26 protein-coding genes are annotated in these 26,287 nt (G+C 62.8%); 9 read left to right on the top strand and 17 right to left on the bottom strand.

The window, feature by feature from the left end; genetic code table 11:
- Positions 1 to 19 precede the first annotated feature (19 nt).
- On the bottom strand, positions 20 to 814 hold the full coding sequence (locus LI72_RS10920; RefSeq protein ID WP_033925870.1) for an enoyl-CoA hydratase/isomerase family protein: 795 nt from the start codon (positions 812 to 814) through the stop codon (positions 20 to 22).
- Between the two features lie 123 nt (positions 815 to 937).
- Between LI72_RS10920 and LI72_RS10925 the strand changes: the two genes are divergently transcribed.
- A complete protein-coding gene (locus tag LI72_RS10925; protein WP_331378360.1) occupies positions 938 to 2,614 on the top strand; it encodes an FAD-dependent oxidoreductase in 1,677 nt (558 codons plus the stop codon).
- Between the two features lie 18 nt (positions 2,615 to 2,632).
- Here LI72_RS10925 and LI72_RS10930 read toward each other — a convergent pair whose 3' ends face one another.
- Positions 2,633 to 2,899 (bottom strand): hypothetical protein, encoded by a 267-nt coding sequence (locus tag LI72_RS10930; protein WP_033925871.1) that lies wholly within the window; start codon positions 2,897 to 2,899, stop codon positions 2,633 to 2,635.
- A gap of 158 nt (positions 2,900 to 3,057) precedes the next feature.
- Here LI72_RS10930 and LI72_RS10935 point away from each other — a divergent pair, with 158 nt between their 5' ends.
- Positions 3,058 to 4,053, top strand: coding sequence for a thiamine pyrophosphate-dependent dehydrogenase E1 component subunit alpha (locus LI72_RS10935; protein WP_033925872.1), 996 nt, complete (start codon positions 3,058 to 3,060; stop codon positions 4,051 to 4,053).
- Positions 4,050 to 5,039 carry an alpha-ketoacid dehydrogenase subunit beta gene (locus LI72_RS10940; protein ID WP_033925873.1) on the top strand — a complete coding sequence of 330 codons (990 nt, stop codon included), beginning with the start codon at positions 4,050 to 4,052 and terminating at the stop codon, positions 5,037 to 5,039. The genes LI72_RS10935 and LI72_RS10940 overlap by 4 nt, the downstream gene beginning before the upstream one ends.
- Before the next feature lie 220 nt (positions 5,040 to 5,259).
- On the opposite strand, the gene LI72_RS10945 is transcribed toward LI72_RS10940, so the two are convergent.
- Positions 5,260 to 6,228 carry an acyl-CoA dehydrogenase family protein gene (locus LI72_RS10945; protein ID WP_033926308.1) on the bottom strand — a complete coding sequence of 323 codons (969 nt, stop codon included), beginning with the start codon at positions 6,226 to 6,228 and terminating at the stop codon, positions 5,260 to 5,262.
- On the bottom strand, positions 6,225 to 7,409 hold the full coding sequence (locus LI72_RS10950) for an acyl-CoA dehydrogenase family protein (protein ID WP_231562440.1): 1,185 nt from the start codon (positions 7,407 to 7,409) through the stop codon (positions 6,225 to 6,227). The genes LI72_RS10945 and LI72_RS10950 overlap by 4 nt, the downstream gene beginning before the upstream one ends.
- 162 nt (positions 7,410 to 7,571) lie before the next feature.
- Between LI72_RS10950 and LI72_RS10955 the strand changes: the two genes are divergently transcribed.
- A complete protein-coding gene (locus tag LI72_RS10955; RefSeq protein ID WP_033925875.1) occupies positions 7,572 to 8,717 on the top strand; it encodes an acyl-CoA dehydrogenase family protein in 1,146 nt (381 codons plus the stop codon).
- Entirely contained in the window at positions 8,717 to 9,628 is a 912-nt protein-coding gene (locus LI72_RS10960; protein ID WP_033925876.1) for an acyl-CoA dehydrogenase family protein, read from the top strand. The genes LI72_RS10955 and LI72_RS10960 overlap by 1 nt, the downstream gene beginning before the upstream one ends.
- Positions 9,629 to 9,652: 24 nt before the next feature.
- Here the strand turns inward: LI72_RS10960 and LI72_RS10965 are convergent, their stop codons facing one another.
- Genes LI72_RS10965 through LI72_RS10975 form a run of 3 tightly spaced genes read right to left on the bottom strand, consistent with a single transcriptional unit; the run spans position 9,653 to position 12,650 of the window.
- Positions 9,653 to 10,888: an MFS transporter gene (locus LI72_RS10965; RefSeq protein ID WP_033925877.1), complete on the bottom strand. Its 1,236-nt coding sequence runs from the start codon at positions 10,886 to 10,888 to the stop codon at positions 9,653 to 9,655.
- Positions 10,881 to 11,234, bottom strand: coding sequence for an EthD domain-containing protein (locus tag LI72_RS10970; RefSeq protein WP_033925878.1), 354 nt, complete (start codon positions 11,232 to 11,234; stop codon positions 10,881 to 10,883). The genes LI72_RS10965 and LI72_RS10970 overlap by 8 nt, the downstream gene beginning before the upstream one ends.
- Before the next feature lie 12 nt (positions 11,235 to 11,246).
- Positions 11,247 to 12,650, bottom strand: coding sequence for an aromatic ring-hydroxylating oxygenase subunit alpha (locus LI72_RS10975; RefSeq protein ID WP_231562441.1), 1,404 nt, complete (start codon positions 12,648 to 12,650; stop codon positions 11,247 to 11,249).
- A 237-nt stretch (positions 12,651 to 12,887) separates the two neighbouring features.
- Here LI72_RS10975 and LI72_RS10980 point away from each other — a divergent pair, with 237 nt between their 5' ends.
- Together LI72_RS10980 and LI72_RS10985 are read left to right on the top strand one after the other, a co-directional pair.
- Positions 12,888 to 14,066 (top strand): FAS1-like dehydratase domain-containing protein, encoded by a 1,179-nt coding sequence (locus LI72_RS10980; RefSeq protein WP_033925880.1) that lies wholly within the window; start codon positions 12,888 to 12,890, stop codon positions 14,064 to 14,066.
- Positions 14,063 to 14,629: a nuclear transport factor 2 family protein gene (locus LI72_RS10985; RefSeq protein ID WP_052129734.1), complete on the top strand. Its 567-nt coding sequence runs from the start codon at positions 14,063 to 14,065 to the stop codon at positions 14,627 to 14,629. The genes LI72_RS10980 and LI72_RS10985 overlap by 4 nt, the downstream gene beginning before the upstream one ends.
- Here LI72_RS10985 and LI72_RS10990 read toward each other — a convergent pair whose 3' ends face one another.
- Positions 14,630 to 15,484: an SDR family NAD(P)-dependent oxidoreductase gene (locus tag LI72_RS10990; protein ID WP_033925881.1), complete on the bottom strand. Its 855-nt coding sequence runs from the start codon at positions 15,482 to 15,484 to the stop codon at positions 14,630 to 14,632.
- Complete coding sequence (locus LI72_RS10995) at positions 15,481 to 16,638, bottom strand: CaiB/BaiF CoA transferase family protein (protein WP_033925882.1); 1,158 nt, start codon at positions 16,636 to 16,638, stop codon at positions 15,481 to 15,483. The genes LI72_RS10990 and LI72_RS10995 overlap by 4 nt, the downstream gene beginning before the upstream one ends.
- A gap of 160 nt (positions 16,639 to 16,798) precedes the next feature.
- Here LI72_RS10995 and LI72_RS11000 point away from each other — a divergent pair, with 160 nt between their 5' ends.
- Positions 16,799 to 18,160 carry an aromatic ring-hydroxylating oxygenase subunit alpha gene (locus LI72_RS11000; RefSeq protein ID WP_033925883.1) on the top strand — a complete coding sequence of 454 codons (1,362 nt, stop codon included), beginning with the start codon at positions 16,799 to 16,801 and terminating at the stop codon, positions 18,158 to 18,160.
- Between the two features lie 75 nt (positions 18,161 to 18,235).
- Here LI72_RS11000 and LI72_RS11005 read toward each other — a convergent pair whose 3' ends face one another.
- The 4 genes from LI72_RS11005 to LI72_RS11020 form a co-directional block, all read right to left on the bottom strand.
- Positions 18,236 to 19,081, bottom strand: coding sequence for a TauD/TfdA dioxygenase family protein (locus LI72_RS11005; RefSeq protein ID WP_033925884.1), 846 nt, complete (start codon positions 19,079 to 19,081; stop codon positions 18,236 to 18,238).
- A gap of 2 nt (positions 19,082 to 19,083) precedes the next feature.
- Positions 19,084 to 19,926 (bottom strand): TauD/TfdA dioxygenase family protein, encoded by an 843-nt coding sequence (locus LI72_RS11010; protein WP_052129735.1) that lies wholly within the window; start codon positions 19,924 to 19,926, stop codon positions 19,084 to 19,086.
- A gap of 103 nt (positions 19,927 to 20,029) precedes the next feature.
- Positions 20,030 to 20,833, bottom strand: a complete 804-nt coding sequence (locus tag LI72_RS11015; RefSeq protein ID WP_033925885.1) for an SDR family NAD(P)-dependent oxidoreductase — start codon at positions 20,831 to 20,833, stop codon at positions 20,030 to 20,032.
- 1 nt (position 20,834) lies between these two features.
- Positions 20,835 to 21,587, bottom strand: a complete 753-nt coding sequence (locus tag LI72_RS11020; protein WP_033925886.1) for an SDR family NAD(P)-dependent oxidoreductase — start codon at positions 21,585 to 21,587, stop codon at positions 20,835 to 20,837.
- 168 nt (positions 21,588 to 21,755) lie between these two features.
- On the opposite strand from LI72_RS11020, the gene LI72_RS11025 reads away from it, so the two are divergent.
- Positions 21,756 to 23,363: an AMP-binding protein gene (locus LI72_RS11025; protein ID WP_033926311.1), complete on the top strand. Its 1,608-nt coding sequence runs from the start codon at positions 21,756 to 21,758 to the stop codon at positions 23,361 to 23,363.
- On the opposite strand, the gene LI72_RS11030 is transcribed toward LI72_RS11025, so the two are convergent.
- Genes LI72_RS11030 through LI72_RS11045 form a run of 4 tightly spaced genes read right to left on the bottom strand, consistent with a single transcriptional unit; the run spans position 23,335 to position 26,207 of the window.
- A complete protein-coding gene (locus LI72_RS11030) occupies positions 23,335 to 23,886 on the bottom strand; it encodes a nuclear transport factor 2 family protein (protein ID WP_033925887.1) in 552 nt (183 codons plus the stop codon). The two genes, LI72_RS11025 and LI72_RS11030, sit on opposite strands and share 29 nt — an antisense overlap.
- A complete protein-coding gene (locus LI72_RS11035; protein ID WP_033925888.1) occupies positions 23,883 to 24,410 on the bottom strand; it encodes a nuclear transport factor 2 family protein in 528 nt (175 codons plus the stop codon). Before LI72_RS11035 ends, LI72_RS11030 begins: the two co-directional genes overlap by 4 nt.
- Positions 24,403 to 25,335 (bottom strand): SDR family NAD(P)-dependent oxidoreductase, encoded by a 933-nt coding sequence (locus LI72_RS11040; protein ID WP_033925889.1) that lies wholly within the window; start codon positions 25,333 to 25,335, stop codon positions 24,403 to 24,405. Before LI72_RS11040 ends, LI72_RS11035 begins: the two co-directional genes overlap by 8 nt.
- Positions 25,332 to 26,207 (bottom strand): SDR family NAD(P)-dependent oxidoreductase, encoded by an 876-nt coding sequence (locus tag LI72_RS11045; RefSeq protein WP_033925890.1) that lies wholly within the window; start codon positions 26,205 to 26,207, stop codon positions 25,332 to 25,334. The genes LI72_RS11040 and LI72_RS11045 overlap by 4 nt, the downstream gene beginning before the upstream one ends.
- Between the last annotated feature and the right edge of the window lie 80 nt (positions 26,208 to 26,287).

The raw sequence follows: 26,287 nt of genomic DNA on the forward strand, positions 1-26,287 counted from the left end.
CCGGCTGGCTGCAATCCCGTCAGCTGCCGAAGCGGGGCGCGCGCCGTTCCCTCAGCGCGGCAACCCCCTCGCGGTGATCGCTGGTCCGCACGGAACGCGACTCCAGACCCAGGCCAATATCGAGCAGCGCGGCAGTGACGCGCTTCAGCTCGATATTGGTCAGTTCCTTGGTCCAGCGAATGGCCTGTTGCGCACCGGCAAGGAGTTGATCGCAAAATGCATCGACCGCCTGGTCCAGCTGATCGCCGGGCAGGGCATGGTTGATAAGCCCGATTTCCGCTGCCCGCGTTGCCGTCAGCAGCTTGCCCGAGAGGAGATATTCCTTTGCTCTGGCCAACCCGATCAGCTGCGGCCAGATGATCGCGCCGCCGTCGCCCGCGACCAGGCCGAGCCCGACATGCGGGTCACCGATCTTGGCATGATCAGCCGCAAAGATCACGTCGCAGAACAGCGCGATTGTTGCCCCCAGGCCGACGGCATGGCCGTTCATTCGGCAGATCACAGGCTTTGCAATGTCCAGCAGTGTCAGCACGATCCGCCTTGCAACCTGGATTTCGTGGTCGAATCGTTCCGGCTCGGCGGCGTTGGCGGCAATGTGATCGAGATCACCGCCCGCGCTGAACGCGCGCCCGGCCCCGGTCAGCAAGATGACATCCGATTGCGCATCTTCGCGTGCGAAAGCCAGTGCGTCTGCCATTTCGTCGTGCTGGGCAAGGTTGAAGGCATTGAGGCTGTCGGGGCGGTTCAGTGTCATCACCAGCAGGCGGCCACGGCGTTGCAGCAGCAGGGTTTGATAATCGGGCGGTGTCGTCATCGGGCTTGCATATCACGGCTTTGTCGCAATCCCACTCCGCCCCGGCGATAAGCGCAGCAAGGGCCGGGTTCGGCCTTGTGTCGGCTTTCCACGATGGTTCTAACCTTCGGGCAGGGAGAGCGCATGATGTCCGGATTTGACGAGACGTTCGATTGGGTGGTGGTCGGCAGCGGGGCCGGTTCGATGACCTCGGCCCTGGTCATGCGGCAGGCCGGCAAGAGCGTGCTGGTGCTGGAGAAGACACCTTATGTCGGCGGTACCACGGCCAAGTCGGGCGGCGTGATCTGGGTGCCGGACAATGCGCTGATGCGCGCAGCCGGCGAGCAAGACAGCGTGGAGGCGGGCATAACCTATCTTGAAGCGCTGGCAGAGAACCTACCAGGCTCGACCCCCGAAAAGCGCAGGGCCTATGTGGTCGAAGCGCGCAAGATGATCGATTTCCTTATCGCCAACGGCATCGAGCTGGCCCGCGGCGCGGACTTCTGGCCCGATTATTACGATGATGTCCCCGGCGGCTGCAAGACCAGCCGCACCGTCACCGCGCGCTATTTCGACAAGGCCGAACTAGGCCGCGAGTGGGCTGCGAGGCTACGCCCCGGGTTCATCAGCCAGCCTGCCATGCTTTCCGAAGGCATGAAGCTGCCCTGGGTCGGGCGCAGCTGGAAAATCAAGCTGCTGCTCGCGCGGATTGCCGGGCGCGTGATCGCGGGCAAGCTGACTGGCAAGCAATGGGTTTCCGCCGGTGCCGCGCTGCAGGGACGGCTGCTCAAGGCGGTCCTAGCGGCAGGCGCCGATGTGCGCACCAACAGCCCTGTGCGCGAGCTGATCGCGGAAGGTGACGGCGTGACGGGCGTGGTTGCAGAGGTAGACGGGCAACCGCGCCGCATCGCCGCACGGCTGGGCGTGCTGGTGAACGCGGGTGGCTTTGCGCAGAACCAGGTGATGCGCGATCGGTTCATGCCGGGAACCCAGGCAGCATGGTCGAACACGCCGGAAGGCGACACCGGCGACATGCATGTCGAGTTCGAGCGCGTTGGCGCTGCGCTGGGCCAGATGGACCAGATGGTCGGCTATCAGATGACGCGCATGCCCGGCTGGGAACAGGCCTTTGTCAAGCCGCCTGCGCAGAGCCTTACCGGGAAGCCGGGCGCGATTCTGGTCGATCAGTCGGGCCAGCGCTACATGAACGAAGGCGGCAGTTACGAACTGTATTGCCAGACGATGTTCGAACGGAACCGCACCATCCCCGCTATACCGAGCTGGGCCATTTTCGATTCGCGCTTTGCGGCAACCTATCCGATTGCGGGTGTGAAAATGGCAAAGCACTACCAGGCATGGAAGGACAGCGGCTATCTGAAGGAGGCCGACACACTGGCCGGTCTGGCCGAGAAGATCGGTGTACCGGCCGCGGCGCTGGAGGCCACGGTCGCCCGCTGGAACGGCTTTGTCGATTCAGGCCATGACGCCGATTTCGGCCGCGGCAGCCGTGAATATGACAAATGGCTGGGCGATCCGTATCTCAAGCCCAATCCGGCACTGGGCAGGATCGATCAGGGGCCATATTTCGCCGTGGATGTGGTGCCTGGGGATGTCTCCACCTATGGCGGCGCGGTGACCGATGAACGGGCGCGGGTATTGCGCGAGGACGGATCAGTGATAGACGGGCTCTATGCGTGCGGCGTCTCCGCTGCCAGTGTCATGGGCGGGGTCTATGTCGGGGCAGGGGCGAGTATCGGCCCGTCACTGGCCTTTGGCTATGTAGCGGCCAAGCATGCAGCGGGCATGGACAACCTGCTCTAGAAGAGGCCTGGTATCCGGTCAGTCGAAGGAAACCGGCCGGGTCAGCAGATAGGGCAGCTCGGGCGAGGCAATCTTGGTCTGGTTGCCATTGGCATGGATCAGTGTGACGCGCCCGACCCCCGGCGATGCGACGGCGCCGACCACGCTGTCCACCCATTGGTGCAGCGCCGATCGGATGAAGGCGAGATCGGCACCCCCTGTCGTTGCATTGCCTGCCGATTCCAGCTCCGCTTCCAGCGAAATGACACGCTCTGCGGCCTGCTCGATGTCGTTGCGGTCGGCCATCGGTCTCTCCTTCTATCCAGTGGAACGTCTTTGCACCCTATAGCCGGACTTGGCTCGCAGGCTCCCTGCCAGGGCAGATATCGCCGTGGCGCGGTTGACCTTCGGGTCCCCAAAACCGAAAGTCGCGGCCAAGTTCAACAAACCGATTAGGGGAAGAAATGGCAGAGCTCAGCAACGCCGCCAAGCCGGACGGAAAGGCGCTGGTCGATATCTATCGGCGCATGCTCCGGGTAGAGCGAAATGACGATGCAATCCGCGCGACACTGCGCCGCGGGCGCCTGCAAATGCCTTATTATTCGGCGCGCGGGCAAGAGGTGATTCCGGCCACCATCTCGCATCTGCTCAACCGCGACGACCAGATCTGCACCATTTATCGCGGCATACAGGACATGGTGGCAAAGGACATGCCGCTGAAACCGCTCTGGGCCGAAATAGCAGGCCGTGTCGATGGCACCTGCAAGGGCAAGGGCGGTCCGATGCACCTGACCTATCCTGATATGGGCATCATGGTCACGACCGGTATCGTGGGCTCGTCGATGCCGATCGCCAATGGCTTGGCCTGGGCCGCGCTGCTCGATGAATCCAAGCGCGTGGTCGTCGCCTATTTCGGCGATGGCGCGGCCAATATCGGCGCGTTCCATGAGGCGCTGAACATGGCGGCCGCATGGAAGCTGCCGGTCCTGTTTGTCTGCGCGAACAACGGCTTTGCTGAACATACGAGGTTCGAGGACAGCACGGCGGTCGACTTCATTTCCAAGCGCGCTGCCGGTTATGGCATGCCGGGCTATACGGTGAACGGCAACGATCCCGACGACATGTATGCCAGCGTGTCTGCCGCTCTCGAACGCGCGCGCGCCGGCGAGGGACCGACCCTGCTCGAGTGCAAGACCTTCCGTTTCCTTGGCCATGTGCTGGGCGACGATGATTTCTACATGGACAAGGCGGTGAAGGCGGCAGCCATCGAGGCCGATCCGCTGCCCGCACTGCGCGCCCGACTGGTGGCGGAAGGCCATGCAACGGAGGATGAACTGGCCGCGATGCAATTCGCGCTCGAGGCAGAGATTGCCGAAGCGCAGGAGTTTGGCCTTAACAGTCCGGTGCCGTCGGTGGACGAACTACGCCGCGATGTGTTTGCCGAGGAGATGCCGGCATGAGCGATACCGTGAAGATGAATGGCATCCAGGCGATCAACGCCGCGATGGTGCAAGCCATGGAAGCCGATCCCAAGGTGCTGGTGCTGGGCGAGGATGTCGGCGACCAGGAAGGTGGCGGGGTCACCGGGACGATGAAGGGCCTTTCGACGAAATTCGGAACCAAGCGTGTGCGCTCGACCCCGATTTCCGAACAAGCGATCATCGGTGCGGCCATCGGTGCAGCGATGGCAGGTTACAAGCCCGTCGCCGAGATCATGCTGATGAACTTCACCACCGTGGCGATGGACATGATCGTCAACCATGCCGCAAAGCTGCGCTTCATGTCCGGCGGGCAGACCAGCGTGCCGCTCACCATCCGCACGTTGACCGGCGCAGGCTGGCAGACGGCGGGCCAGCATTCGGACTATCTCGAAGGCTGGTTTGCGCATACCGCAGGCATCAAGGTGGTGGCGGGTTCGAACCCTGCCGATCTCAAGGGGCTGCTGCTGTCATGCATCGACGATCCCGATCCGTGCATCTTCATTGAAGGCGGCATGACCCTGTTCGCGCCGGGTGAGGTCGCCGCTGATCAGGGTCCGATCCCGCTGGGCAAGGCCAAGGTCGTGGTGCCGGGCAGCGATCTTACGATCGTTTCATGGTCATCGCAGGTGCTGCGCTGCCAGATGGCGCTGCAGGGTCTGGCCGAAGCGGGCATTTCTGCCGAGCTGATCGACCTGCGTACCATCTCGCCCTGGGACCGCGAATGCGTACTGGAATCGGTTGCGAAGACGGGGCGGGCGATGATCGTGCACGAGGCGGTCCGATCGTTCGGCCCGGGGGCAGAAATTGCCGCGACGATCAATGAAGAGCTTTTTGGTCAGCTCAAGAAGCCGGTCAAGCGCCTCGGTGCGCCGCAATGCCCGGTGCCGTTTGCCAAGGTGCTGGAAGATGCCTTCATCATCCAGCCCGCCGATATTGTCGCGGCGGCACGGATGCTGATGGATTGATGCGCCTATAGCCTGTTCCCGACATGATGCCGAAGGGAGCGGGCCGATTTCGGTGATTTCGGTTGGCATGCAGCGCTGCACTTCAGCCGAAATCACTCCGGCATTCCGGTGTTGCGCCTTGGGGGAGGTTAGCGCCCGGAAGCGCCAGCATGAAGGGCCGGGGTGTCATTCGCACACCGGCCCTTTTTGCAGCTATCCTGCGCGCAAGTGCCGTTCGGGATTACTCGACCATGCTCTGCAATGCGGCCTTTCCGACCAGTTCGTTCCAGTGATCCGCGCTACCGCCAAGTGCTGCGTTGAGAAAGGCGCGCTTAAGGAACAGGTGACAGGGGTGCTCCACCGTCAGGCCGATCCCGCCATGCAGCTGGATGGCTTCCTCTGCCACGGCCAGATAGGTCGATGTCGCCAGCGCCTTGAGTGCGGCGAGATCGGTCAGTTCGCCAGCCGCTCGCCCAGCCCGGTTCCATAGCAGCGCCTCAGCCGCACTGACGGCAATCCGCATGTCGGCAACGCGATGCTTGAGCGCCTGGAACAGCGCGAGCGGCCGATCGAACTGGCGGCGAGTCTTCAGATATTCGACCGTCATCTCCAGCGCGGCCTCGGCCCCGCCGATACTGTCTGCCGAAAGTGCAACCAGAAGGCTTGCCTCGGCTTGCTGGCGGATGCGCTGTGCATCGGAACCGGTTGCAACAACCGTTTCCTCGCCTGTAGTCACATCGAACAGGCGGCGGCCTTCATCCCATGTCGGACGGGCATCAACCGATGTGACAGGCGCCAGTGCGATCCGGTCTTGCGAGAAGAGCAGGGCGTGCCGGGCAAGATCCGCATCTGCCATGGCTTCCCTTGCATCCTCGCGGTGCAGATCAAACGAAAGCGTGATCCGTTCACCCGCTACCGCAGCGGCAAGAATGTCATCGCGCCCGGAAAAGTCGGGCGCAGCAGCCAGCACCTCGATGGCGATCATCTGCGCCATGGCTGCGCCGGGAACCAGCGCCCTGCCCAGTTCGATATGCACCGCTGCAAGCGCTTCGGCGCCCAGACCCAGTCCGTCCCGATCCTCGGGCAGGGTCAGCGCAAACCAGCCCATCTCGACCAGCTGTTCCCAGCTCCGTATTGCGTCCGGGGCAAGTCCCTCGCCGCCCAGTGCCTTGCGCGCCGCATCGCGCAGTTCCTCGCGCGAGATTGTCATGCCAGCACCCATGACTTTGGTTCGCGCGGCATTTCGAGCATCCGTTCGGCAATGATGTTGCGCTGAACCTCCTCGCTGCCACCCGCAATGGTCCAGGCATAGCTGTTCATGAAATCCGCCATCCAGTTGCCGCTGTTCAGATCGCCATAGGTTATCGCGGTGCGATATTGCGCTTCAACGCCGCCCAGCCTCACGCCGAAGGCGGCATAGGCCCTGAGCGCGCGCGAATAGGCATTCTTGACGATGGAGGCATCGCCGACCCGTTCGACACCGGTCATGCGGTTTTCCAGAAACTGGTCGGCCAGCGCGCAGACGGCATCGACCTGAGCTACCAGATTGCCCAGATCGCGAAGCACCCCGGCATCGCTCGCGCGGCCGGTGCGCTTGACAAGATCGGCAATGCCCGCAAGCGCGCCGCGCATCCTGTAGCCCAGTTCCATCAGCGTCAGGCCTCGCTCGGACGAGAGCGTGGTCTGCGCCACCGCCCAGCCGCCGCCTTCCTCGCCGATGCGTTCGGATACCGGTATCTCGACATTGTCGAGGAATATCTCGGCAAATTCCTCGTCACCCTGGATCTGGTGGATCGGCCGTACCGTCACGCCGGGAGCGTTCATGTCCATCAGGAAATAGGTCAGCCCCGCCTGCTTAGCCCCTTCGCTCGACGTGCGTGCGAGCAGCAGGCAGCGATCGGCATATTGCGCCATGGTCGACCAGACCTTCTGGCCGTTGACGACATAGACATTTCCGCGGCGCTCCGCCCGGGTGCGAACGGCGGCAAGGTCGGAGCCCGCACCAGGTTCGGAAAAGCCCTGGCACCAGGTTTCGCCTTGCAGGATGCCGGGCAGATAGCGCGCCTTCTGATCGGCATTGCCGCACTCGTGCAGGGTGGCAAAGGCATGATAGGTGGACACGAACGAAAGCAGCAATCGCGGCGCGTCGGCGCGCGCCAACTCTTCATAGATCACCTTCTGCTCTACCAGGCTGCGTCCACCACCCGGCCATTCGGCAGGCCAGTGCGGGATGGCATAACCTGCCTCGACCAGCTTTGCGAACCAGCAGCGCTGACCATTGACAAACTGTTCATGCGTGGCGGCATCGCGCCAGTCTGCGGGGCGGTTGGCCAATAGCCATGCACGCAAATCCGCACGCAGGCAATCGAGGTCGTGTTCCATGTGATGCATGGCGGAAAGCTAGGCCCTTTCGCGGACCGTTTCGCAAGCCGGGCGAGGAGATATCCCGTTGGCGATGGGCAGGATGGTGGTCTGCATCGCCCCGGCAATGTCTTTGATGCGGAGCCCTGCACCGCTTGCGGGCTTCCGGGCCTCTCGGCAATGCTACAACCCATGGATTTCAACTGGACACCCGAAGAGCAGGCCTTCCGGCAGCGGCTGAAGGACTTTCTGACCGCGACCTTGCCCGAGGATTGGGAACGGTTTTCCCAGCACGGACCGGCCTCTCCGTCACTGACCCGCTATGCCGAGACATTCTGCGGAAAGCTCGCCGAACAGGATCTGCTGACGCCTCACTGGCCCCGGGAGATTGGCGGGCAGGGGCTGGATCCGTGGCACCAGACGATATTGGCCGAGGAAATGTGGATCGCAGGCGAACCACGCGGTGGCCAGTACATGAACGTCAACTGGATCGGCCCGACGCTGATCAAGTACGGCACGCCCGAGCAGCAGGCCCGCTATCTGCCCCCCATCGCCGAGGGGCGTGCGCTGTGGTGCCAGGGCTTTTCGGAGCCGGGATCGGGATCGGACCTCGCCTCGCTGCGCACCCGCGCCGTTCTGGAGGGGGACCACTACCGGGTCAACGGGCAGAAGATCTGGACATCCTATGCGGGGCTGGCCGACACCTGCTTCCTGCTGTGCCGCACTTCGGACGATCGCAAGCGGGGCATTTCGATCCTGCTGGTACCGATGGATACGCCGGGAATTACCGTGCGGCAGATCCCTTCGCTGATCGGCGAAGGCGACATTCACGAGGTGTTCTTCGACGACATGAAGGTACCCCGCGGGGCGCTGTTCGGAGAAGAAGGCCAGGCGTGGGAGATCATCGCCTACAGCCTGGTCAACGAGCGGTTGGGTATTCCGCGCTACAGCCTGGCGCGCGCCGCGCTCGACCGGGCGGTGGAACTGCTCAAGCCGAAGGGGCAGTGGCGCAGCGATGCGGTCAGGATCGATGCCGCGCGCTGTGCGGCACTGTGCGAAGCCGCGCGGACCGCGAGCTATGCGATCGTCACCCGCCGCGCAGCGGGCGAGCAGATCGGTGCGGAAAGCTCTTCGGCGCGGTTTGCCACGGTGATGGCCGAGCGGCGAGTGGCAGAGTTCGTGGTCGAGTATCTGCCCGAAGCGCTCGCCGATGCGCATCCGTACCTGAAAATGCACCACCAGCGCGGCATCGTGGCCGGAATTGCAGCAGGTGCGGCCGAAATCCAGCTCAACATCATCGCGACTGATGTGCTCAAGCTGCCCAGGGAGCCCCGCTGATGGACCTTTCCCTCAATGCCGACCAGATCGCCATCCGCGATGCACTTGATGCTCTGGCGCGGCCCTTCGAGAATGTCGTGCTGCACGAAACCGGTTTTGCACTGACCGATCCCGCACTCGACTCAGCGCTGGCCCATGGCGGCTTTCTGGACGTTGGCTTCGATCCGGAGCTCGGCACCGGCACGGCTGCGCTCATCGTCGAGCGGATCGCGCGTCTGCCACAGGCAACCGAAGCGGCCTTTTCAGCGATCGTGCGTCCTGTCCTGGGCGAGAATGTGACCGGGCCGATCTGTCTGGTCGAAGACCATGACCTGCATCGTCCAGTGCGCTTTCTGCGCGAAGGGGCAACCGTGGTCGTGTTGGGCGAGACCGTGACCAGTTTCGTGGCAACGCCGGAACATGTCCGCGCCGAACCCGAAGCGATCTATGCCTATCCGGTGGGTACCCTTAGCGCGATGCCAAAAGACCGCCGGGTGCATGATGTCGACCCGCAGCAGTTGCGCACCCTTTGGCGCGTGGCGCTGGCCGCGGAAGCCTCAGGGCTGCTGGCGGCGGCGCTGGCGAGCGTGTGCCAATATGTCTCCGAACGGCAGCAGTTCGGGCGACCGCTGGCAACCTTTCAGGCGATGCGGCACCGACTGGCCGAAGCGCAGGTGCGCACCAACGGCGTCTATTGGCTGGCGATGAAGGCGGCGCATACGCTGGTTGTTTCAGATGCGGCGCTCGCCGCCTTCCATGCTCAGGAATCGGCGCGGGAGGTGGTTTACGATCTCCACCAGTTCATGGGGGCAATGGGGATGACACTGGAACATCCGCTGCATCTGTGGACCTACCGCCTAAAGCTGCTGACCGGTGAACTGGGCGGGCGGGGCGGCCATGCCCTTGCTGCAGCCGAGGCGCTCTGGGGCTGATCGTGCGTCAGAGCCGTGTGCGGATCACTCGGCGCGGGGTGGACGCGGCAGGCTGAACAGCGCCGCGCTGCTGGCCAGCATCAGCCCGGCAGTGGTCCACAGGAACAGATCGTAGCTTCCGGTCTGGTCGAATATTCGCGCCGCGACCAGCGGACCTATCGCGGTACCCAGCGACAGCGCGATAAGCAGCGCGCCGTAAAGTGCGCCAAAGGCCCTAAGGCCGAAATAGCGGGTGAGGATGTAGACGATCACGTCGATCTCTGCCCCCAGGGTCAGGCCGATGAACAGTGCGGCAAGCATCGGTCCCGGGCCGCCCGCGCCGCTGAACAGCAGGATGATCGCGCCCGTCGCGGGCAGGATGAACACGCTGCCGCCGACCAGCCGTGCCTGGTAGCGATCGATCAGGAATCCGGTGCCCAGCCTGCCGACAATGGAGGCCAGGCCGATCAGCGAGGCGATTCCGGCAGCGCTGGTGGCGGTGGCACCCCGTGCGGTCAGCACCGGCACGAAATGGATCGACATCGCCACCATGCCGAAGGTGAGCATCAGGCATGTCAGGAATAGCCGGGCATAGGTGGTCGTGCGAATACCCTGAGCGAAGGATAGGCCATCGACGACCCCCTCCGGCTCGGCGGCGATCCGCTTGCCACCGCCGCGGGGCCGATCACGCGCGCCGCGGAAGAACAGGAAGATGACGGGAAACGCCAGGGCGATCCAGATGCCGGCCTGCCAGGCCATGGCCTGTTGCCAGCCAAACGTGCCGATCAGCCGTGCGCCGAGATACGGGAATATGGCCTGCGCGACCGACGCACCGCACAGGGTGACGGCAAAGGCCAGGCCGCGCGACGCTTCGAAGCGTGATGCGACCGCGCTGGTCCACACCGTCGCCTGGACGGGCAGTGTGGCGGCGGCCATCAGCAGCCATAGCAGATACCAGTTCAGGGCATTGCCGGTAGCGGTTCCGATCAGCGCAAAGGCCGAGGCGGAAAGCAGCACGCCGCCGACGCCAAGTGCCCTGGGGCCGTAGCGATCAACGGCCAGGCCCACGGGGATGCTCATCAGCGCCTGGACCAGCGTAGCAATCGTCACCCCGAAAGTCACCTGGGTACGGCTCCAGCCCAAGCTTTCGGCCATCGGCTGGATATAGGGTCCAATGCCATAGATATGGATGACGCTGGTCGCATAGCCCAGCGCCGCAGCCACCGGCAGCATGAAATGTCCGCGCCATTCGGCCGCTGCGCTGGCCTTGTGCTCAACCATCGAGCGGATCCAGCACGGTTTCATGCGCCGAAACGGCGAAGGCCAGGCTTCTGCTGCGATCGAACAGCTTTTCCTCGTCGGCGATTACATCGGCGGGCATCGCGTCGCTGCGCAAGGCAGCGAGCACGGCGTCACGGATGGCTGCGCTATCGAACCAGAGTTCGGTGATGACATCGCAAGGACCTTCGCTGCCATCAGGAGCCGGCTCGATGTAGTGCCGTTGATAGCGTCGCGCTCCTCGCATGTACTTCATGCAGAGCGGAACGTGATGATCCTCGTAATAGGCGCGAAATTTAGCACGGCTCATGCCGGGCCTTCGCTTCAGGAATATCATCAGCCGGTGCATCGGCGACAGCCATCAAAAATCGTAGAGGAAGAATTGGCCGTCAAAATTTCCGCCGAGCGTATGGGTGGCTGAGGCCAGCTTTTCGCGCGGGGCATCGGCCAGATAGCCGTCGATGATCCGGTTGTAGTTGCTGATCATACCTTCCTTTTCCTTGCTCAGGCGCATGAATTCGAAACCCTTGGCGTGGAGCCCCTTTTGCTGGACGGGAATGTTCGAATAATCCTGGCGCGGAATGGGCGGAAACTGGTCGCTGTCATACGGCAGGACTGTGGGTTCCATGACAGGGTCGGGCTCTTCACCCTTCGGAAAATGGGTGAGCGACCAGATCTCGAAGGTGCAGCTTTCCGGTCCGGTCGGCCGAATGCGATAGGCGCTGGTGCTGGTGAAGAACGGCAGGAGGAAATAGTGCGGAAAGAGAAACTCGACCGCATGGACGGGGTCGGATACAGCCAGGGCATTGAGGTCGGGCACATTTTCGCCGCGCGCCTTCAGCCCTTCGACGATGGTATGCTGGACCGCACCGAACCAGTGCATCAGCATCTGCTGCGGATCATCGGGCAGGACATCGGCGGGGACCATCCTGGCCAGCTCCACCTCCTTCGCATGCACCATGCCGGCCATGCCCTCGCTCAGCAGTTCCAGATTCTTGACCTGAGCGGCGATGTTTTCTGCCTTGGTCCAGTGCGGATTGACCTGATCGCCGATGCCGCCGGTGTCATGACCATACATTGAGTTGTACAGGCTCGGAACCGCTCGCTGGAGCTGTGGATGGGTGCGCATGACATGATAGCCTTCCATGAAGGCTTCCATCGCGATCTTCCAGTTGGCCGGAATCTCGGTCGAGAACCACCATTCGGCGCGCTGGTCGGCGTGGAGCCGCTTTTCCAGCGCATCCAGGACCGGCCCCCAGGTTTCGCGCAGCGACAGCGCGTCGTCATCGAAATTGACAAACACGCAACCCAGCGCTTCCTCGACCCTGCATTCTGGCAGCTTCAGTTCGTCCTCACCCAGCAGGCTCTCGTCGAACAGGTGACGGCCATAGACAAAGGTGTTCTTGCCCTCGCCATTCCAGCGCCAGCCGTGAAAGGGACAGATGAAACCCTGTGTCTTGCAGTTGCCATGGCCGCCGCCAGGCACCAGCTGCACACCCCGATGGCGGCACGCATTGTGAAAGCCGCGTATGCCGTCCTTGGTCCGCGTGACGATGACCGACTTTCCCAGGATCGAATACTCGATCCAGTCTCCGACATTCTGGATCTGTTCAACTCGGCACGCCATCTGCCATGTGCGCGACCACAGCTTGTCGGTCTCGAGATCATAAAAGCCCTGATCGTAATAGCGCTTCACCGGAATCTTCTGTGGATCGGTGACGCGGAAGGGGACGGTGCTGTCTGAGTACATGGGGGATGTCGACATGGTGTTTCCCTTGCCAGGCGGAAAGTCGGGCCGGATTGGACTGCAAAATTGGTAACCGCAGGTCAGGGTTGCGCAAAGGGGAGAGGGGAATTGTCGGCACAAGCATCGCCGGGCCGATTTGCTGCAGTGCAGCAGAAACGCAACAATGCTCCGGCGATATGTGGCCGGGTTGCATCGCCGCAGCTTGCCTAGGCGGGGCCGCTTTGCCAGCACCATGGCATAGCTGAGGAAAAGACCATGCCCGACATCAAGCTCGATTGTTCCGATCTCGACAATTATATCGGCAAGCCGATGCAGCCTGCGCGAATGGTCGATCCGTTTGCCAATACCGATATCCGGCGCTGGGTGCAGGCCATGCATTATCCCAACCGCCTGCATTATGATTCCATGTTCGCAATGCAGAGCCGGTTTGGCGAGCTGATCGCCCCCCAGAGCTTTGCCGTGTCGATGGACGATGGTCATGGTTCCGCGCCGTCCTGCATCGGCCTCATTCCCAATTCGCATATGCTATTCGGCGGGGATGAATGGTGGTTCTACGGTCCGCGAATCAAGGGCGGTGACCGTGTCTGGAACGAACGGATTCCGTTCGATTACAAGATCAAGGACACCTCATCCTTCGGGCCGACCTGCTTCCAGCGGGGCGACAATTTCTACTACAATCAGCATGGCGATCTGGTGGCCAAACAGCGTTCTACCTCGATCCGTTATGCGCAGGCCGCGGGCGAGGCGAGTCAGGCAGGGTCCAACGAAGGCCAGGAAGACCCGGTCTGGACCGATGACGAACTGGAAGAGCTGGAGGTGCGCAAATATTCGTGGATCAGGATGCTCCATTATCTGGGCCATTCGCCGCGCTACTGGGACGATGTGGAGGTCAACACTGCGCTGCCGGAACGGGTTTTCGGACCCCATTCGATCGTCAGCTTCACCACCGAATGGCGTGCATATACCTTCACGCAATGGGGCTCGATGCACCGCCGCACCGATCTCAACATGGAGGAACTGGGCTTTGTCGGTCCGATGGCCGGGCCGGAACAGGACCCGACCGAGGAAGCGAACAATCCCGAAAACACCGATGGGGCCTATATCGGCCCGTCGCGCGGCCACCTCTTCCCGCGCTGGGCCCGCTATATCGGCATGCCGCGCGGCTATGGCTATGGCGCATCCATGGGGGCCTGGATCACCGACTATTTCGCGGGCTGGGCCAGCGAATGGGGCATGGTGCGCCATTCGGTCGCCCATTATCGCAGCCCTGCGCTGACCGGCGATATCACGATCATGACCGGCAATATCCTCGACAAATATGTCGACGAGGATGGTCGCTACATGGTCGCTGTCGATTGCCGGATGTGCAACCAGCTGGGTTCGGTGCTGGCAACCGCCAAGGCGGAAATCGAGCTGATGAAGAAGCCCGGGTGAGCGCATCCGATCTCGATGCGCTGGCAGTCACGGTCCGCAACCTTCAGGACCGACAGGAAATTCTCGACTGCATCATGCGCGAAGCCCGCGGGCGTGACCGGCAGGACTGCGACCTGATCGAATCCTGCTGGTGGCCCGACGGCATTGATGAACACGGCCCGATTGTCACACCCGCGCCCGATTATCCCGAACGCGCCAACGCCGGCCATGCCCGCTTCTTTTCGGCGACCATGCACCATATCACCACGCACAATTGCGAGATCGACGGCGATACGGCGCATTGCGAAAGCTATGTCATCGGGACCATGCTCTCGCCCGACCGGCAAAGCATGAAGATTGCGCCAGGCCGCTATTTCGACCGGCTCGAGCGCCGCGCTGCAGCCGATGGCCAGATGCAATGGCGGCTGCTCTATCGACGCTGCACCGTCGAAATGTCGCTCGATGGAGAAGCCGACTGGGTCAACGGCCCGATGTGCAAGGGCTTTCTGAGGTCGGTCTGGAGCAAGGAAGATCGCAGCTATCAAAGGCCCATCGAGGTCGGCAGCGATGGCGAACGCTGGTAGTCAGCGGATGATCAGCGGATACTGGATGCGCGGCTCCACCCCATGTGTGTCGCGCGCGGATGGCGGAAAGCTGCCATCCTGGCGGGTTATGCCATAGCGCCGCCCGAGTTCGGCGCCGATCAGGGTCTGACCCGAGAACGAAGTCAGTTCCGGATCCTGCGAAAGAGCCCAGATGATCTGGCCGGTATATTCGGTCGGTTCCAATATGGCAGGCAGGTGCCCGTATTTCTGCGGATCGGCCTCGATCATTGCCAGCAGCCGCTCGCTTGCCAGTGCCCCCATCCACACCGATATGGCCGAAACCCCGGTATCCCGCAGATCGACCGCCATGTCGGCTGCCAGCTTGTCGAGACCGGCCTTGTGCGCACCATAAGCCGGCCCCATGCAGTAATGAACCGACCCCGGCGACGAGGTGAATGCGATCAGGCCGCTGCCCTGCCTCACCATCGCCCTCGCTGCATGCCAGCTGGCGACATAGCTCGACCGTACGCCGACATCGATCATCTGTGAAAGCGACAGCGGCTTTTCCCAGAATTGGCCCGGTGCGTGCAGGGCATCCTGGATGGCACAGGCATTGTTGACCAGAATGTCCAGCCTGCTCGCATCCCGTGCCACCCGGTCGAACAGCGCCTGCACCTGCGCGTCATCGGCATGATCGCAGCGAATGGCCACGCCCTTGCCACCTGCTGCGGTGACGGCTGCGGCTGTTTCATGGATCGTGCCTGGCATTCCGGTATCACTGCTGCTGTCGGAACGGCCGGTCACATAGACCGTGCAGCCGTGACTGCCGAGCGCGATGGCGATCCCGCGACCTGCGCCGCGACTGGCTCCGGTGACGATCGCAACGGCTGTCATACCTGATCCTTCAAGGCGTCCAGCACTGCGTCGGTATCCCGTCCCAGTGCCGGCGTCGGGCCAGCCACCCGGCCGGGAGTCTTCGAAAACCAGGTCGGTATGCCGGGAAAGCGGATATTGCCCTGCGCCGTCTCCACTTCCTCGAAAAAGCCGATCTGGTTGAGGTGCGGGTCATCGAACAGTTCGTCGGTCGTGCGCAGCGGTGCGGCGGGCACGTTCAGCGATTCCAGCAATTCCAGCCATTCGGCTGTCGAACGAGTCTTGAAGGTTTCACCAAGACATTGATAGATGTGGTCTATCTGGCCTGCCCGCTGCGCCAGTGTCGCCATGTCGGGTGTCACCCAGTCGGGCTTCACGGCCTCGACAAAGGCGTTCCAGTGACGGTCGTTATAGATCAGCGCCGCGACATGGCCGTCGCTCGTCCTGTAGGGGCGGCGGTGCCGGTTGGCAGCGCGATGATAATGGGCCGGCCCGATCGGCGGGTCGAACAGTCTGCCGCCGGCATGTTCGACCAGCATGAAGCTGGCCATGGTCTCGAACATGCCGATCTCGACCTCCTGCCCCTCGCCGGTACGCTCGCGGTGGAACAGCGCCATGACCGTTGCATAAAGCGCCGTCAGGCCCGCCACCTTGTCTGCCATGATCGTCGCGACAAAGCCGGGCTCTCCGTTCATCAGCGCCTGGACGTGCGGAATGCCACATTCTGCCTGGATGGTATCGTCATAGGCGGGCTTGTCGGCATAGGGGCCTCGCCGCGAAAAGCCGTAGCAGTTGGTATAGACGATATCCGGTTTGATCGCGCTGACGGCAACATAATCGAAACCCAGACGGGCAATCGCCTTGCCGCGCATCGAATGGATGAAGACATCGGCACTGGCAACCAGCTGGCGCAGCGTTTCCTTGCCTTCATCGCTGCGGAGGTCGAGCACCACCGACTTCTTGCCACGGTTGCAGTTGACGAAGATGCTGCCCAGGCCAGGTTCCTGTCCGGCGTTGATATACCGGGTATCGTCGCCGCCCGGCTGTTCCACCTTGATCACCTCGGCCCCCATGTCGGCCATGATCTGCGTGGCATAAGGGCCAAAGACCATGCTTGTCAGATCGATGACGCGAAGGCCGGCAAGCGGGCCTTGGTGGACGGATGGTGCTGGCATGTAACTCTCCTGATCGGCCCTCTGACCTAGCCGGTTGGCGCTGCCAAATCCATGCGCGCACAGTTCGCCGGGCCGATATGTGCCCCTGGCAAGCCCCCTCGCGTTGTCCGGTTTTCGGAGCGATGCTACCCCCAGCAACCGCAGCGGAAAGGGCAGGACAGTGAGCAGAAGCGATCGGATCGTCGACACGGCGGAGCAACTCGAAGCGCCCTTTACCATCAGCCCCGAGGCTTATGTGTCCCGCGATCATGCGCGGATGGAGCGTGACCGGCTCTGGCGCAAGGCCTGGTTGCAGGCGGGCCGGGAAGAGGACATTCCCGAGGCTGGCGATTTCGTCACCTATGACATTGGCGACGATTCCATCATCGTCCTGCGGGCGGATGACGGGACTATCAGGGCGTTTCACAATGTCTGCACCCATCGCGGCCGCCGTCTTGTCGACACGCCCCAGGGCAAGCGCAACGCAAGCGGCAACCGGCGCAACTTCATTTGCGGCTTCCATGGCTGGACTTTCGACCGCGAAGGCCAGTGCACCTTTGTCCAGCATCAGGATGACTGGCAGGGGGCGTTGACCCCTGAGCGCACCGCGCTGGGCAAGGTGCGCTGCGGCAACTGGGGCGGGTGGCTGTGGATCAGCCTGGATCCCGACGGTCCCTCGCTGGAGGAATGGCTGGGACCGATCCCCGAAATGCTCGATCCGTTCGGCCTTCAGAACATGCGCTGCCGCTGGCGCAAGTGGATCGTGTTCGACTGCAACTGGAAGGTGGCGCTGGAGGCGTTCAACGAAACCTATCACGTGCAGACCACGCATCCCGAGTTCAATCAGTTCGGCCAATTCCGCGGCTGGGCGCGCAATCACGGCCTTCACACCAATATCGGCTATGAGGCACCCAAGGGACAAGAGCAGGACCAGGCCAAGCTGCGACTGGGATCGGGCGAGGACCCGCGCCAGTCCACGGCGGACATGCAGGTCTTCACCTGGGTAAATGCCAATACCAACACCACGCGCACGCTGGTCGATGCGGCACTACGGCTGAAGGACGAGCTGCCAGAGGACACGCCTGCACCCGAGGTTTCCGCCCATTGGCTGAAATCCGCGCGCGAGGCCGATGCAAGGCGCGGTGTGGTCTGGCCGGTAGTGCAGCCTGCGCATGTGGCGAAGAGCGGCACGGCCTGGCAGGTCTTCCCCAATTTCCAGATCGGCCACGCCGTCAACAACATGCTCTGCTATGCTGCGCGGCCCTTTGGCGACGATCCTGACAAGTGCATTTTCGAAGCTGCAGTGTACGAACTCTATCCCGAAGGCGAGGCACCGCAGACCGAATGGGAATATACCGCAGCCGAAGACTGGCCCCCGGTCCTCCAGCAGGATTTCGCCAATATGCGCGCCGTGCAGCAAGGCATGAAGAACATCGGCTTCCGTGGTACGCTGCCCAACCCCTATATGGAACGCGCCATCGGCAGCCTGCACATGAATCTTGCGCGGTTCATTGGTTCGGCCTTCCCCCGCAATCTCGATTAAGCGCTCCAGCCTGATACAAGCGGACCGCCGACCAGACGGGCGGCGGTCCCTTCTGTTTTGCGGGTATTCAGCCGATCACTCGAATGGCTCTTCGCCTTCCAGCTTGGTACGGTGCATAAGACGGCCGGAGGCAGGATCGTACCATTCGGCCCGGTGCATGGTGCCGGTATTGTCCCAGATCACCATGTCGCCCTCGGTCCATTCGTGGCTGTAGGTGAACTGCTCCTGCGTCGCCCATTCCCGCAGGCCGACAAGGATCGCGGCGCTTTCACCGGGCGCCTTGCCGATCACCGAATGGGCGGTGTTGCCGATGACCAGTGACTTGCGGCCCGACTGGTGGGCCCAGACCAGCGGCAGTTCCTTTTCACCGATGGCAAGATAGTTCTGCAGCTTGGCGAGGCTCGGCTCCGGGTCATGATAGAACAGCGTCGCCCAGGGCGCATGGAGCACGCGCAGATGCTCGATTTTCGCTTTGCGGTCATCGGGCAGATCGTCCCAAGCGGCATAGGTGTTGGAAAAGCCGGTATTGCCTGTCCCCTTGGGCGAAGGCTTCTTGCAGGACAGCAGGGAAGCAAGGATCGGCACATCGTTGCGCGTGCCGTCAATGTGCCAGAACAGCGAGCCCTTGAGATATTCCGCCGTTGCGCCTGCCACCTTCTCGTCGATCGTGATCGGGCTGATCACTTCGTCCCCGCCGGCCCGCTCGGGCGCAAAGGTGCCCAGCGTTTTGGTAAAGGCGATCTGTTCGGCATCGGTGAAGCTGATCTGCGGGAAGACCAGCACGCCGCGCTGCTCCAGCAGCTTGCGGATATCGGCCGAGATCGCCCCGGAAAGCAGTTCCTCCTTCGAATTGAGCACGCGCGCACCGATTTTTGGCTTGATCGCCTCGGCCTGGAGGGTGGTGGTAAGGATGTCGGACATGCTCATTGTTCCTCCCAGGCCTCGGTGCCGTCCAATATGGTCCGGTGCATCATGCGGCCAGAATATGGGTCATAGGGTGTGGCGCGGTGCAGTGACGTGCGGTTGTCCCAGATTACCGTGTCGCCCACGGTCCATTTGTGGCGATAGCTATAGGGCTCGCTGGTCGCGAATTCGCGAAGGCCGTGCAGAATGCGATAGCTTTCCTTCGGGTCCTTTCCGATGACGTAGTGGGCGGTATTGCCCAGCACCATCGACTTGCGTCCCGAACGGTGCGTGCAGACCAGCGGCAATTCGGCCTCGCCCTTGGATTGCCAGTCCTCGATCTGCTCCATAGTCGGTTCCGGTGTGTGGTAGAATTGCGACCGCCAAAGCGAATGCACGACGCGCAGATCGGCGATCCTGTCCTTGGTTTCCTGCGGCAGGTCCACATAGGATGTAGCCGTGTTGGCAAAATCGGTGTCCCCACCTTCGGGTGCCAGAACCTTTGCGGTCAGCATCGATGCGCGGATCGGAACCGGATTCATGGTACCATCGATATGCCAGTAGAGCGAACCCTTGAGATATTCGGCTACCTTGGCATTGATCGATTCATCGAGGCTGACCTTGAACACCTCGTTTCCGGAAATTTCTCTGGCATTGCCGCCCAGCGCGTTGGTGAAGGCGACCTGCTCTTCATCGGTAAAGTCGATTCTGGGGAACACCAGCACACCGCTCTTTTCCAGCAGCGCAAGAATGTCCTCGCTAAGCTCGCCGCTCAGCAGCTCCTGTTTCGAATTCAGTACGCGCGCGCCTATCTTGGGTTTGATTTGCTCAAAACGCAGGCGGCTGTCGATCTGTGTTGCCATTGCCACTCTCCTGGGTAACCGTCATGATTATAGGGTCAATTAGGCCTGTTTTCTCCTGGGTTGGAAGATATCGGACGGGCGATCATGTCCGCTCGGCATGGTCTCACGCCCCGACAAAATCTTGCACGCGAATTCCGCTCATGGCGGTCCATCCGCCGTCGTTGACAAAGTCGGCACCCGTGGCAAACGCGCTATCGTCGCTGGCCAGGAACAACGCCATCTGGGCCATTTCCATTGGGTCGGCCATGCGACCCAGTACACCCATGCGCCCGATGATCTCGCTGGAGGTCGGCAGGCCTGCGGCTTCCATCTCCCGATGCTGCCGGGCCGCAAGCGGGGTTTCGGTAGCGCCCGGGCACAGCGTGTTCACCCGGATGCCGAACGGCCCCAGTTCCACAGCTGCCGCCTTGGTTAGTCCCACCACCCCGGCCTTGGACGCACAATAGCCAGCCGAGCTTGCCGCGATGAATGCCGCGATAGAGGCGGTATTGATGATCGATCCGCCACCATTGGCGATCATCCTGGGGGCAATGTGCTTAATCATCAGCCATACGCCCTTGAGGTTCACTTCTACCACCTTGTCGAAATCTGCCTCGTCGATGTCCAGGATCGACCGCTTGCCTTCGGTATCCACCCCGGCGTTGTTGAACAGCACATTGGGTGGACCGAAGGCAGCTTCGCTCAGCTCAGCAATGCGAGCAGCATCGGCTGCGCGGGTCACGTCCGCGCCGATTGCAATGGCGCGCCCGCCATGGTCCAATACTTCCTTGACCAGCGGCAGCAGCGCCTCTTCGCTCAGATCCACCGCAGCAACGGCTGCGCCCTCGCGCGCAAACAGACGGACGGCCGCTTCCCCCATGCCGCCGGCAGCTCCGGTGACGATCGCGACCTTGCCGGCGAGCCGCATGTCAGTGCGATCCCATGTAACGCCCGCCGTTGGTCGATATCACCTGCCCGGTAATGTAGCTCGCCTCTTCCGAAGCCAGGTACGCGGCGGCTGCGGCTATGTCTTCGGGCTGGCCGATGCGCTTCATCGGCAGGGTCTGGGCAAAGGCGTCCGCATCGATGGGGGCAGCCCGCAGCATCGGTGTATCGATGAAGCCCGGCGGAATCATGTTGAAGGTGACTCCGGTCGGCGCGAATTCCAGCGCCAGCGCCTTGGTCATGCCGACCAGCCCGCCCTTGGACGACACATAATGGCCCTGGGCGGGCGATCCGGTCTGCACCGACGAAGAGGTGATGTTGATTACCCGGCCCCAGCCCTGGGCGAGCATGTCGGGCAGCAGTTGCTTCGTGACCAGCCAGGGACCGCGCAGATTGATGCGGATGACCTTGTCGAACAGATCGTCATCGGTATCGAGGAATGGCGTGAACGGGGCAATACCCGCATTGTTCACCAGGATCGCCACCGGGCCAAGCTCCGCGCGGGTGCGGTCGGCCGCAGCCTGGATTGCCGTCTTGTCGGAGCAATCCGCTTCGATCGCGATGGCGGTACCGCCGGCGTCGCGGATCATCTGCGCAGTCTCCTCCGCGCCTTGCGCATTGATGTCCCAGATGGCGATGCGGGCAGTGTCTTCGGCGAGCCGTAGCGCAATGGCGCGACCGATTCCCGATCCGGCCCCGGTGACGACGGCGACGCGGCCCTTGAGTGAACGAGTCATGGCAATTCCTTTCCTTTGACGGGGATGAGGCTGATCGCTGGGCAAACTGTCAAGCTGGCCCGCCATGGCATCGTTCCAGCGATGGTGCGGATGGATCGCAACCGCGATGACTGAGTGGACGGGGTGACGCAACGCCTGCCTTTGCGGCAAGATGAGCTAATGGAAAGCATGCGCAAGACAAGGGCCGGAGGCTGGTCGGTCCGCTGGGACGCAGAGCGGGCCGCCAGAGCTTATGCCGACGGCTGGTGGACCGAGGAGACCTGTGTGGATGCTCTGCGCGCAGAGGCGGCGCGGGCGCCCGAAAGGGTCGTGCTGATCGATGGGCAGGTGCGAACGACCGCGCAGGACCTGCTTGCCAGGTCCGAACGGCTCGGGCGGGTCCTGGCGCGCAGGTTTGCGCCCGGCAGCGTCGTCAGCTTCATGCTGCCCAACTGGCATGAGGCCGCGATCATCTACATGGCAGCGACCATGGCAGGACTCGTCGCCAACCCAGTGCTGCCTTCGCTGCGCGACCATGATCTCGGCTTCATCCTGAGCGACTCTGCTTGCCGGATGATCTTCGTGCCGGAGAGTTTCCGCGGCCATGATTGTGCAGCCATGCTGGTTCGGGTGTGCGCGCAGCTTGCCCGGCCGCCGGAAGTCGTGGTTCTGCGGGGCAGTGCAGGGCAGGGACAGATCAGCTGGGACGGGCTTTGTGCGGAAGCGGCCGATGCCGCGCTGCCCACCATCCACCCGGACGATGTGCGAATGATCATGTACACCAGCGGCACAACGGGACGGCCAAAGGGCGTCCTGCACACGCACAACAGCATCGGTGCGCTGATCCGGCAGATCGGCAGGCACTGGATGGTGGAACCCAGCGACCGGTTTCTGGTGCCATCGCCGGTCAGCCATATCGGCGGGTCGATCTACGCGTTCGAGATGCCGGTCATGCTGGGTACCGGTGCCGTACTCATGGAAAGCTGGGACGCCAAGGCTGCCGTCACGTTGATGCAGTCGCAGCGGATAACGCACATGGCTGGCGCGACGCCCTTTCTGCGGGGGCTGCTGGCTGCCGTGCAAGAAGCGGGCACCGATCTGTCGGCCCTGAAGGTGTTCATCTGCGGCGGGGCATCGGTGCCGCCTGCCCTGATCCGCGAGGCGGCAGCCCATTTCGCTAATGCTCGCGTGAGCCGGGTATACGGATCGACGGAACTGCCCGTCACCACGGTGGGCGCGCTTGGCGAGGGGGAAGCTGATCTTGCTGCCGATACCGACGGCCGCCCCGGCATTGCGGAAGTCCGGATCGCGGCCGATGGCGAGATCCGGGCGTGCGGGCCGCAAATGATGGCAGGATACGCGCGCGCCGAGGATGAGGTGGGCGCGTTTGACGAACACGGCTTCTACCGATCAGGCGACCAGGGCATCCTGCTGCCTTCGGGACATGTCGTGGTCACCGGGCGTATCAAGGATCTGATCATCCGCAATGGCGAGAATATCGCGCCCAAAGAGATAGAGGACCTGCTGACTGGCCATCCGGCAATTGCGGAAATCGCGATTGTTGGCATGGCGCATCCTAAAACCGGAGAGCGGGCCGTCGCGGTGGTCGTGCCACAGCCGGGCCATATACCCGATGTCGCCATGCTGGCGCAGCATCTGTCGGCGCTGGGCGTCGCGCGGTTCAAATATCCCGAAGAGGTCGTTCTGTGGCCATCGCTGCCGCGCAACGATGCGGGCAAGGTTTTGAAGAACGTGATCCGCGACCGGCTCAGGGACGCTGCGCCGGTCGCCTGTTGACCAGCGGCCGCAGATAGCTGGCATCGTCAGGATCGCGGGCTGACGCTCCGTTGAGCATCAGGTCCGGCACCTCGCCAAAGGGCAGGGGCAACGCCGGTTGCAGACACGACCATTCGATAAGGTTGGTGCGCAGCGCGATGCGCCAGGACCCATCACGCTTTTCCAGCCGGTCGATATAGCGGCCACCCGCCAGCATCACGGTTTCATCCCCGCCCGGCTCGAAAGGCCGGTTGCGCGCGATGAACTGGTAATAGGTCTCTGCATGCGCGGTGTCGCCGTTGATATCGGCACTATGGTTGAGCAGCGCGTGATGGTGCAGCACCTGCGCGGCCTTGTGCATCGGTACGGCCCAGTCCCAGCAGTCTTCGGGGCTGCCTACAAATGGGCCTGCGGCAATGGTCGCATCGGCATGAAAGGCGGAGAGGAACAGCGATCGGTCGAACCGGTCCATCCCGCGAGCAAAGCGCGTCAGGCAATCGGCTATGTCCTGACGATCGAGCAGCCGTTGCAGGGCGTCGCTCATGCCATCTCCCGGAAGAATGTCTCGCTCCGGTCGCCATGCGCGCGACCGGAATAATGCGGGGTGCTGAACGGCATGCCCATCAGTCCCTGCGACCAGTCGGCTGCCTTGCCCCAGTCCTGCGACCAGTCATAGACCATGGTCCGCGCCGCAATGCGCCATTCGCCCGAACGCCGCTCGAAATGGTCGAGATAGCGGCCACCCATGCACGTGTCATGCTCATCCCCCCCGCCGAAATCGACCCGGTGATAGGAAATGACCTGGGTTTCCGAACGTGCCGCATGCCCTTGCAGATCGATATGGCTCTGGCCCAGTACATGCTGGGTGTTGGTGATGGCATCGGAGCCGGGCACGACCCAGGCAAGATATTCCGCGAACGTACCCCTGAACACGCCGAAATCGATTACCGCATCGGGCCAGAAGGCGCTGGCGATCAGCCCCGCATCGCGCCGGTCCTCGCCACGGGCCAGCCTGGCGAGAGCGATGCGGATCGCCTCGCGCGCCAGCAGCAGGTCCAGCTCAGACATTCTGCTTCGCCCGCTCGCGATGGGCCCATTCGAAGCTGCGACCGAGATGATCGGCCATGCCCGATGGATAGGGCGGGAAAGTCCATCGCTCGCCATCGGGGTCGCGGATGGCGACGATTTCGTTGGCCACATCCTCCATCGACCATTCCGGCCGGAAAATGCCCTTGGTTTCCGTGGCAAAGGCACGGGCCATACGGCCGGCGGCTGCGACATAATGCTCGCCCGATACATCGCAGCTTTCGTGAGCGAGCCAGCCGACCATCGGCGCCACCAGTTCCGGGTCCATCGGCGGATAGGCGCTGGTGTCGAGCCCGTCGGCCATGCGCGTGACCGCAGCAGGGATGATGGTGTTCGAACGGATATTGTACGGTCCGCCCTCCAGCGCGGTGACATTGTTCAGACCCATCAGCCCGGCCTTCGACATGCCGTAATTGACTGTCGTCTTGCTGCCGTAGAGCCCGCTGCACGACGACGTGAGCACGATGCGCCCGTACTGCGCTGCAGCCATGTGCGGAAAGGCTGCGCGTACCAGCCAGAACCCTCCCTTGAGATGCACATCGAGCACGGCGTCGAGATCATCATCGGAAAGATCGGCGATGGTCCCGTAACGGACATTGCCGGCATTGTGGACGAGGATATCGATCCGCCCCCAGGTGTCGATTGCGGCCTGGACGATGGCGGCAGCACCTTCAGCCGAAGCCACGCTTTCGGTGCAGGCTACGGCTTCGCCGCCTGCAGCCCTTATTTCGTCCACCACGTCCTGTGCCGGGTTCGCGACGATCTCATCGCCGCGCGTGGCACTGCCATTGTCATTCACCACGATCTTGCAGCCGCGTGCGGCCAGCAGCAGAGCATAGGCCCGGCCGAGTCCGCGTCCTGCGCCGGTGATGACCGCCACCCGGTCGTCAAAGCGAAATACTGTCATTGTCCCGATTCTCCATGAACAGGCTGCCAAATGGGACTGCCGCGCGTTTCGCGCATCGATTTGACCCAGCTTCCGTCGTCATCGGTCACCCCGTATTCCCGGGCGATCTCTGCCGTGATGAATTCGCCGCCCGTTCGCTGCATCAGATCGGGGTCAGCGGCCAGCGCCGCGATGACGCGGCCCGGGTGCTCGACCGAACTGCCCTTCTGGCCCGTGATGGAGCGCGTCATCTTTTCGGGCATATTGGCCAGGTTCTGGCGCGCCCGTTCGGTCAGTGTCAGCCCCTGCCAAAGCGTCAGCGCGGCGACGCCATGCGGTTTGAGCTCGATGGCCATGTCGCGAATCATCCGGCCCATGGCAGTCTTGCTCAGCCCAAAGGCCACGCCATAGGTATAGGTTACCGCAGCATAGCCCGAAATGCCGACGATCAGGCCGGACGCCTGCTGCACCATCAACTGCGCGGCATGCCAGCATGCAACGAACGTGCCTTGGATGCCGACATCGAGCATCGCGAGGTTGGAAAGGGGCTTTTCCCAGAAACCCGCAGGGTCGAGCAGATCGTCAGGAATGGGGAAGGCGTTGTTGACCAGAATGTCGAGCCGGTTGCCCTCGCTCCTGATGCGGTCGAAAAGCGCGGCGATCTGGTCCGGGTCGGCATGGTCGCAAGGTACGGCAATGCCTTGGCCGCCGCGCCCCGTGCAAAGGTCGGCGGTTTCGCGCACGGTGCCCGGCAACGGATGATCGCCACCTGTGACGCTGCGACCGGTCACGAATACTGTCGCGCCTTCGGCAGCGAGTGCAAGCGCGATTCCCTTGCCGATCCCCCGACTGGCTCCGGTCACCAGAGCAGTCTTGCCCTGAAGCATTCCCATTTGGCCGATCCTCTCTGCTGGCTGGCTATCGCAGGGCCGACCCCAGGGTCAAACCGCTGGGGCGATGGTTGCAGGGGGCT

Origin of the sequence: Sphingomonas sp. 35-24ZXX (genome assembly GCF_000786215.1) — a bacterium.
In the GTDB taxonomy this organism is placed as follows: domain Bacteria; phylum Pseudomonadota; class Alphaproteobacteria; order Sphingomonadales; family Sphingomonadaceae; genus Blastomonas.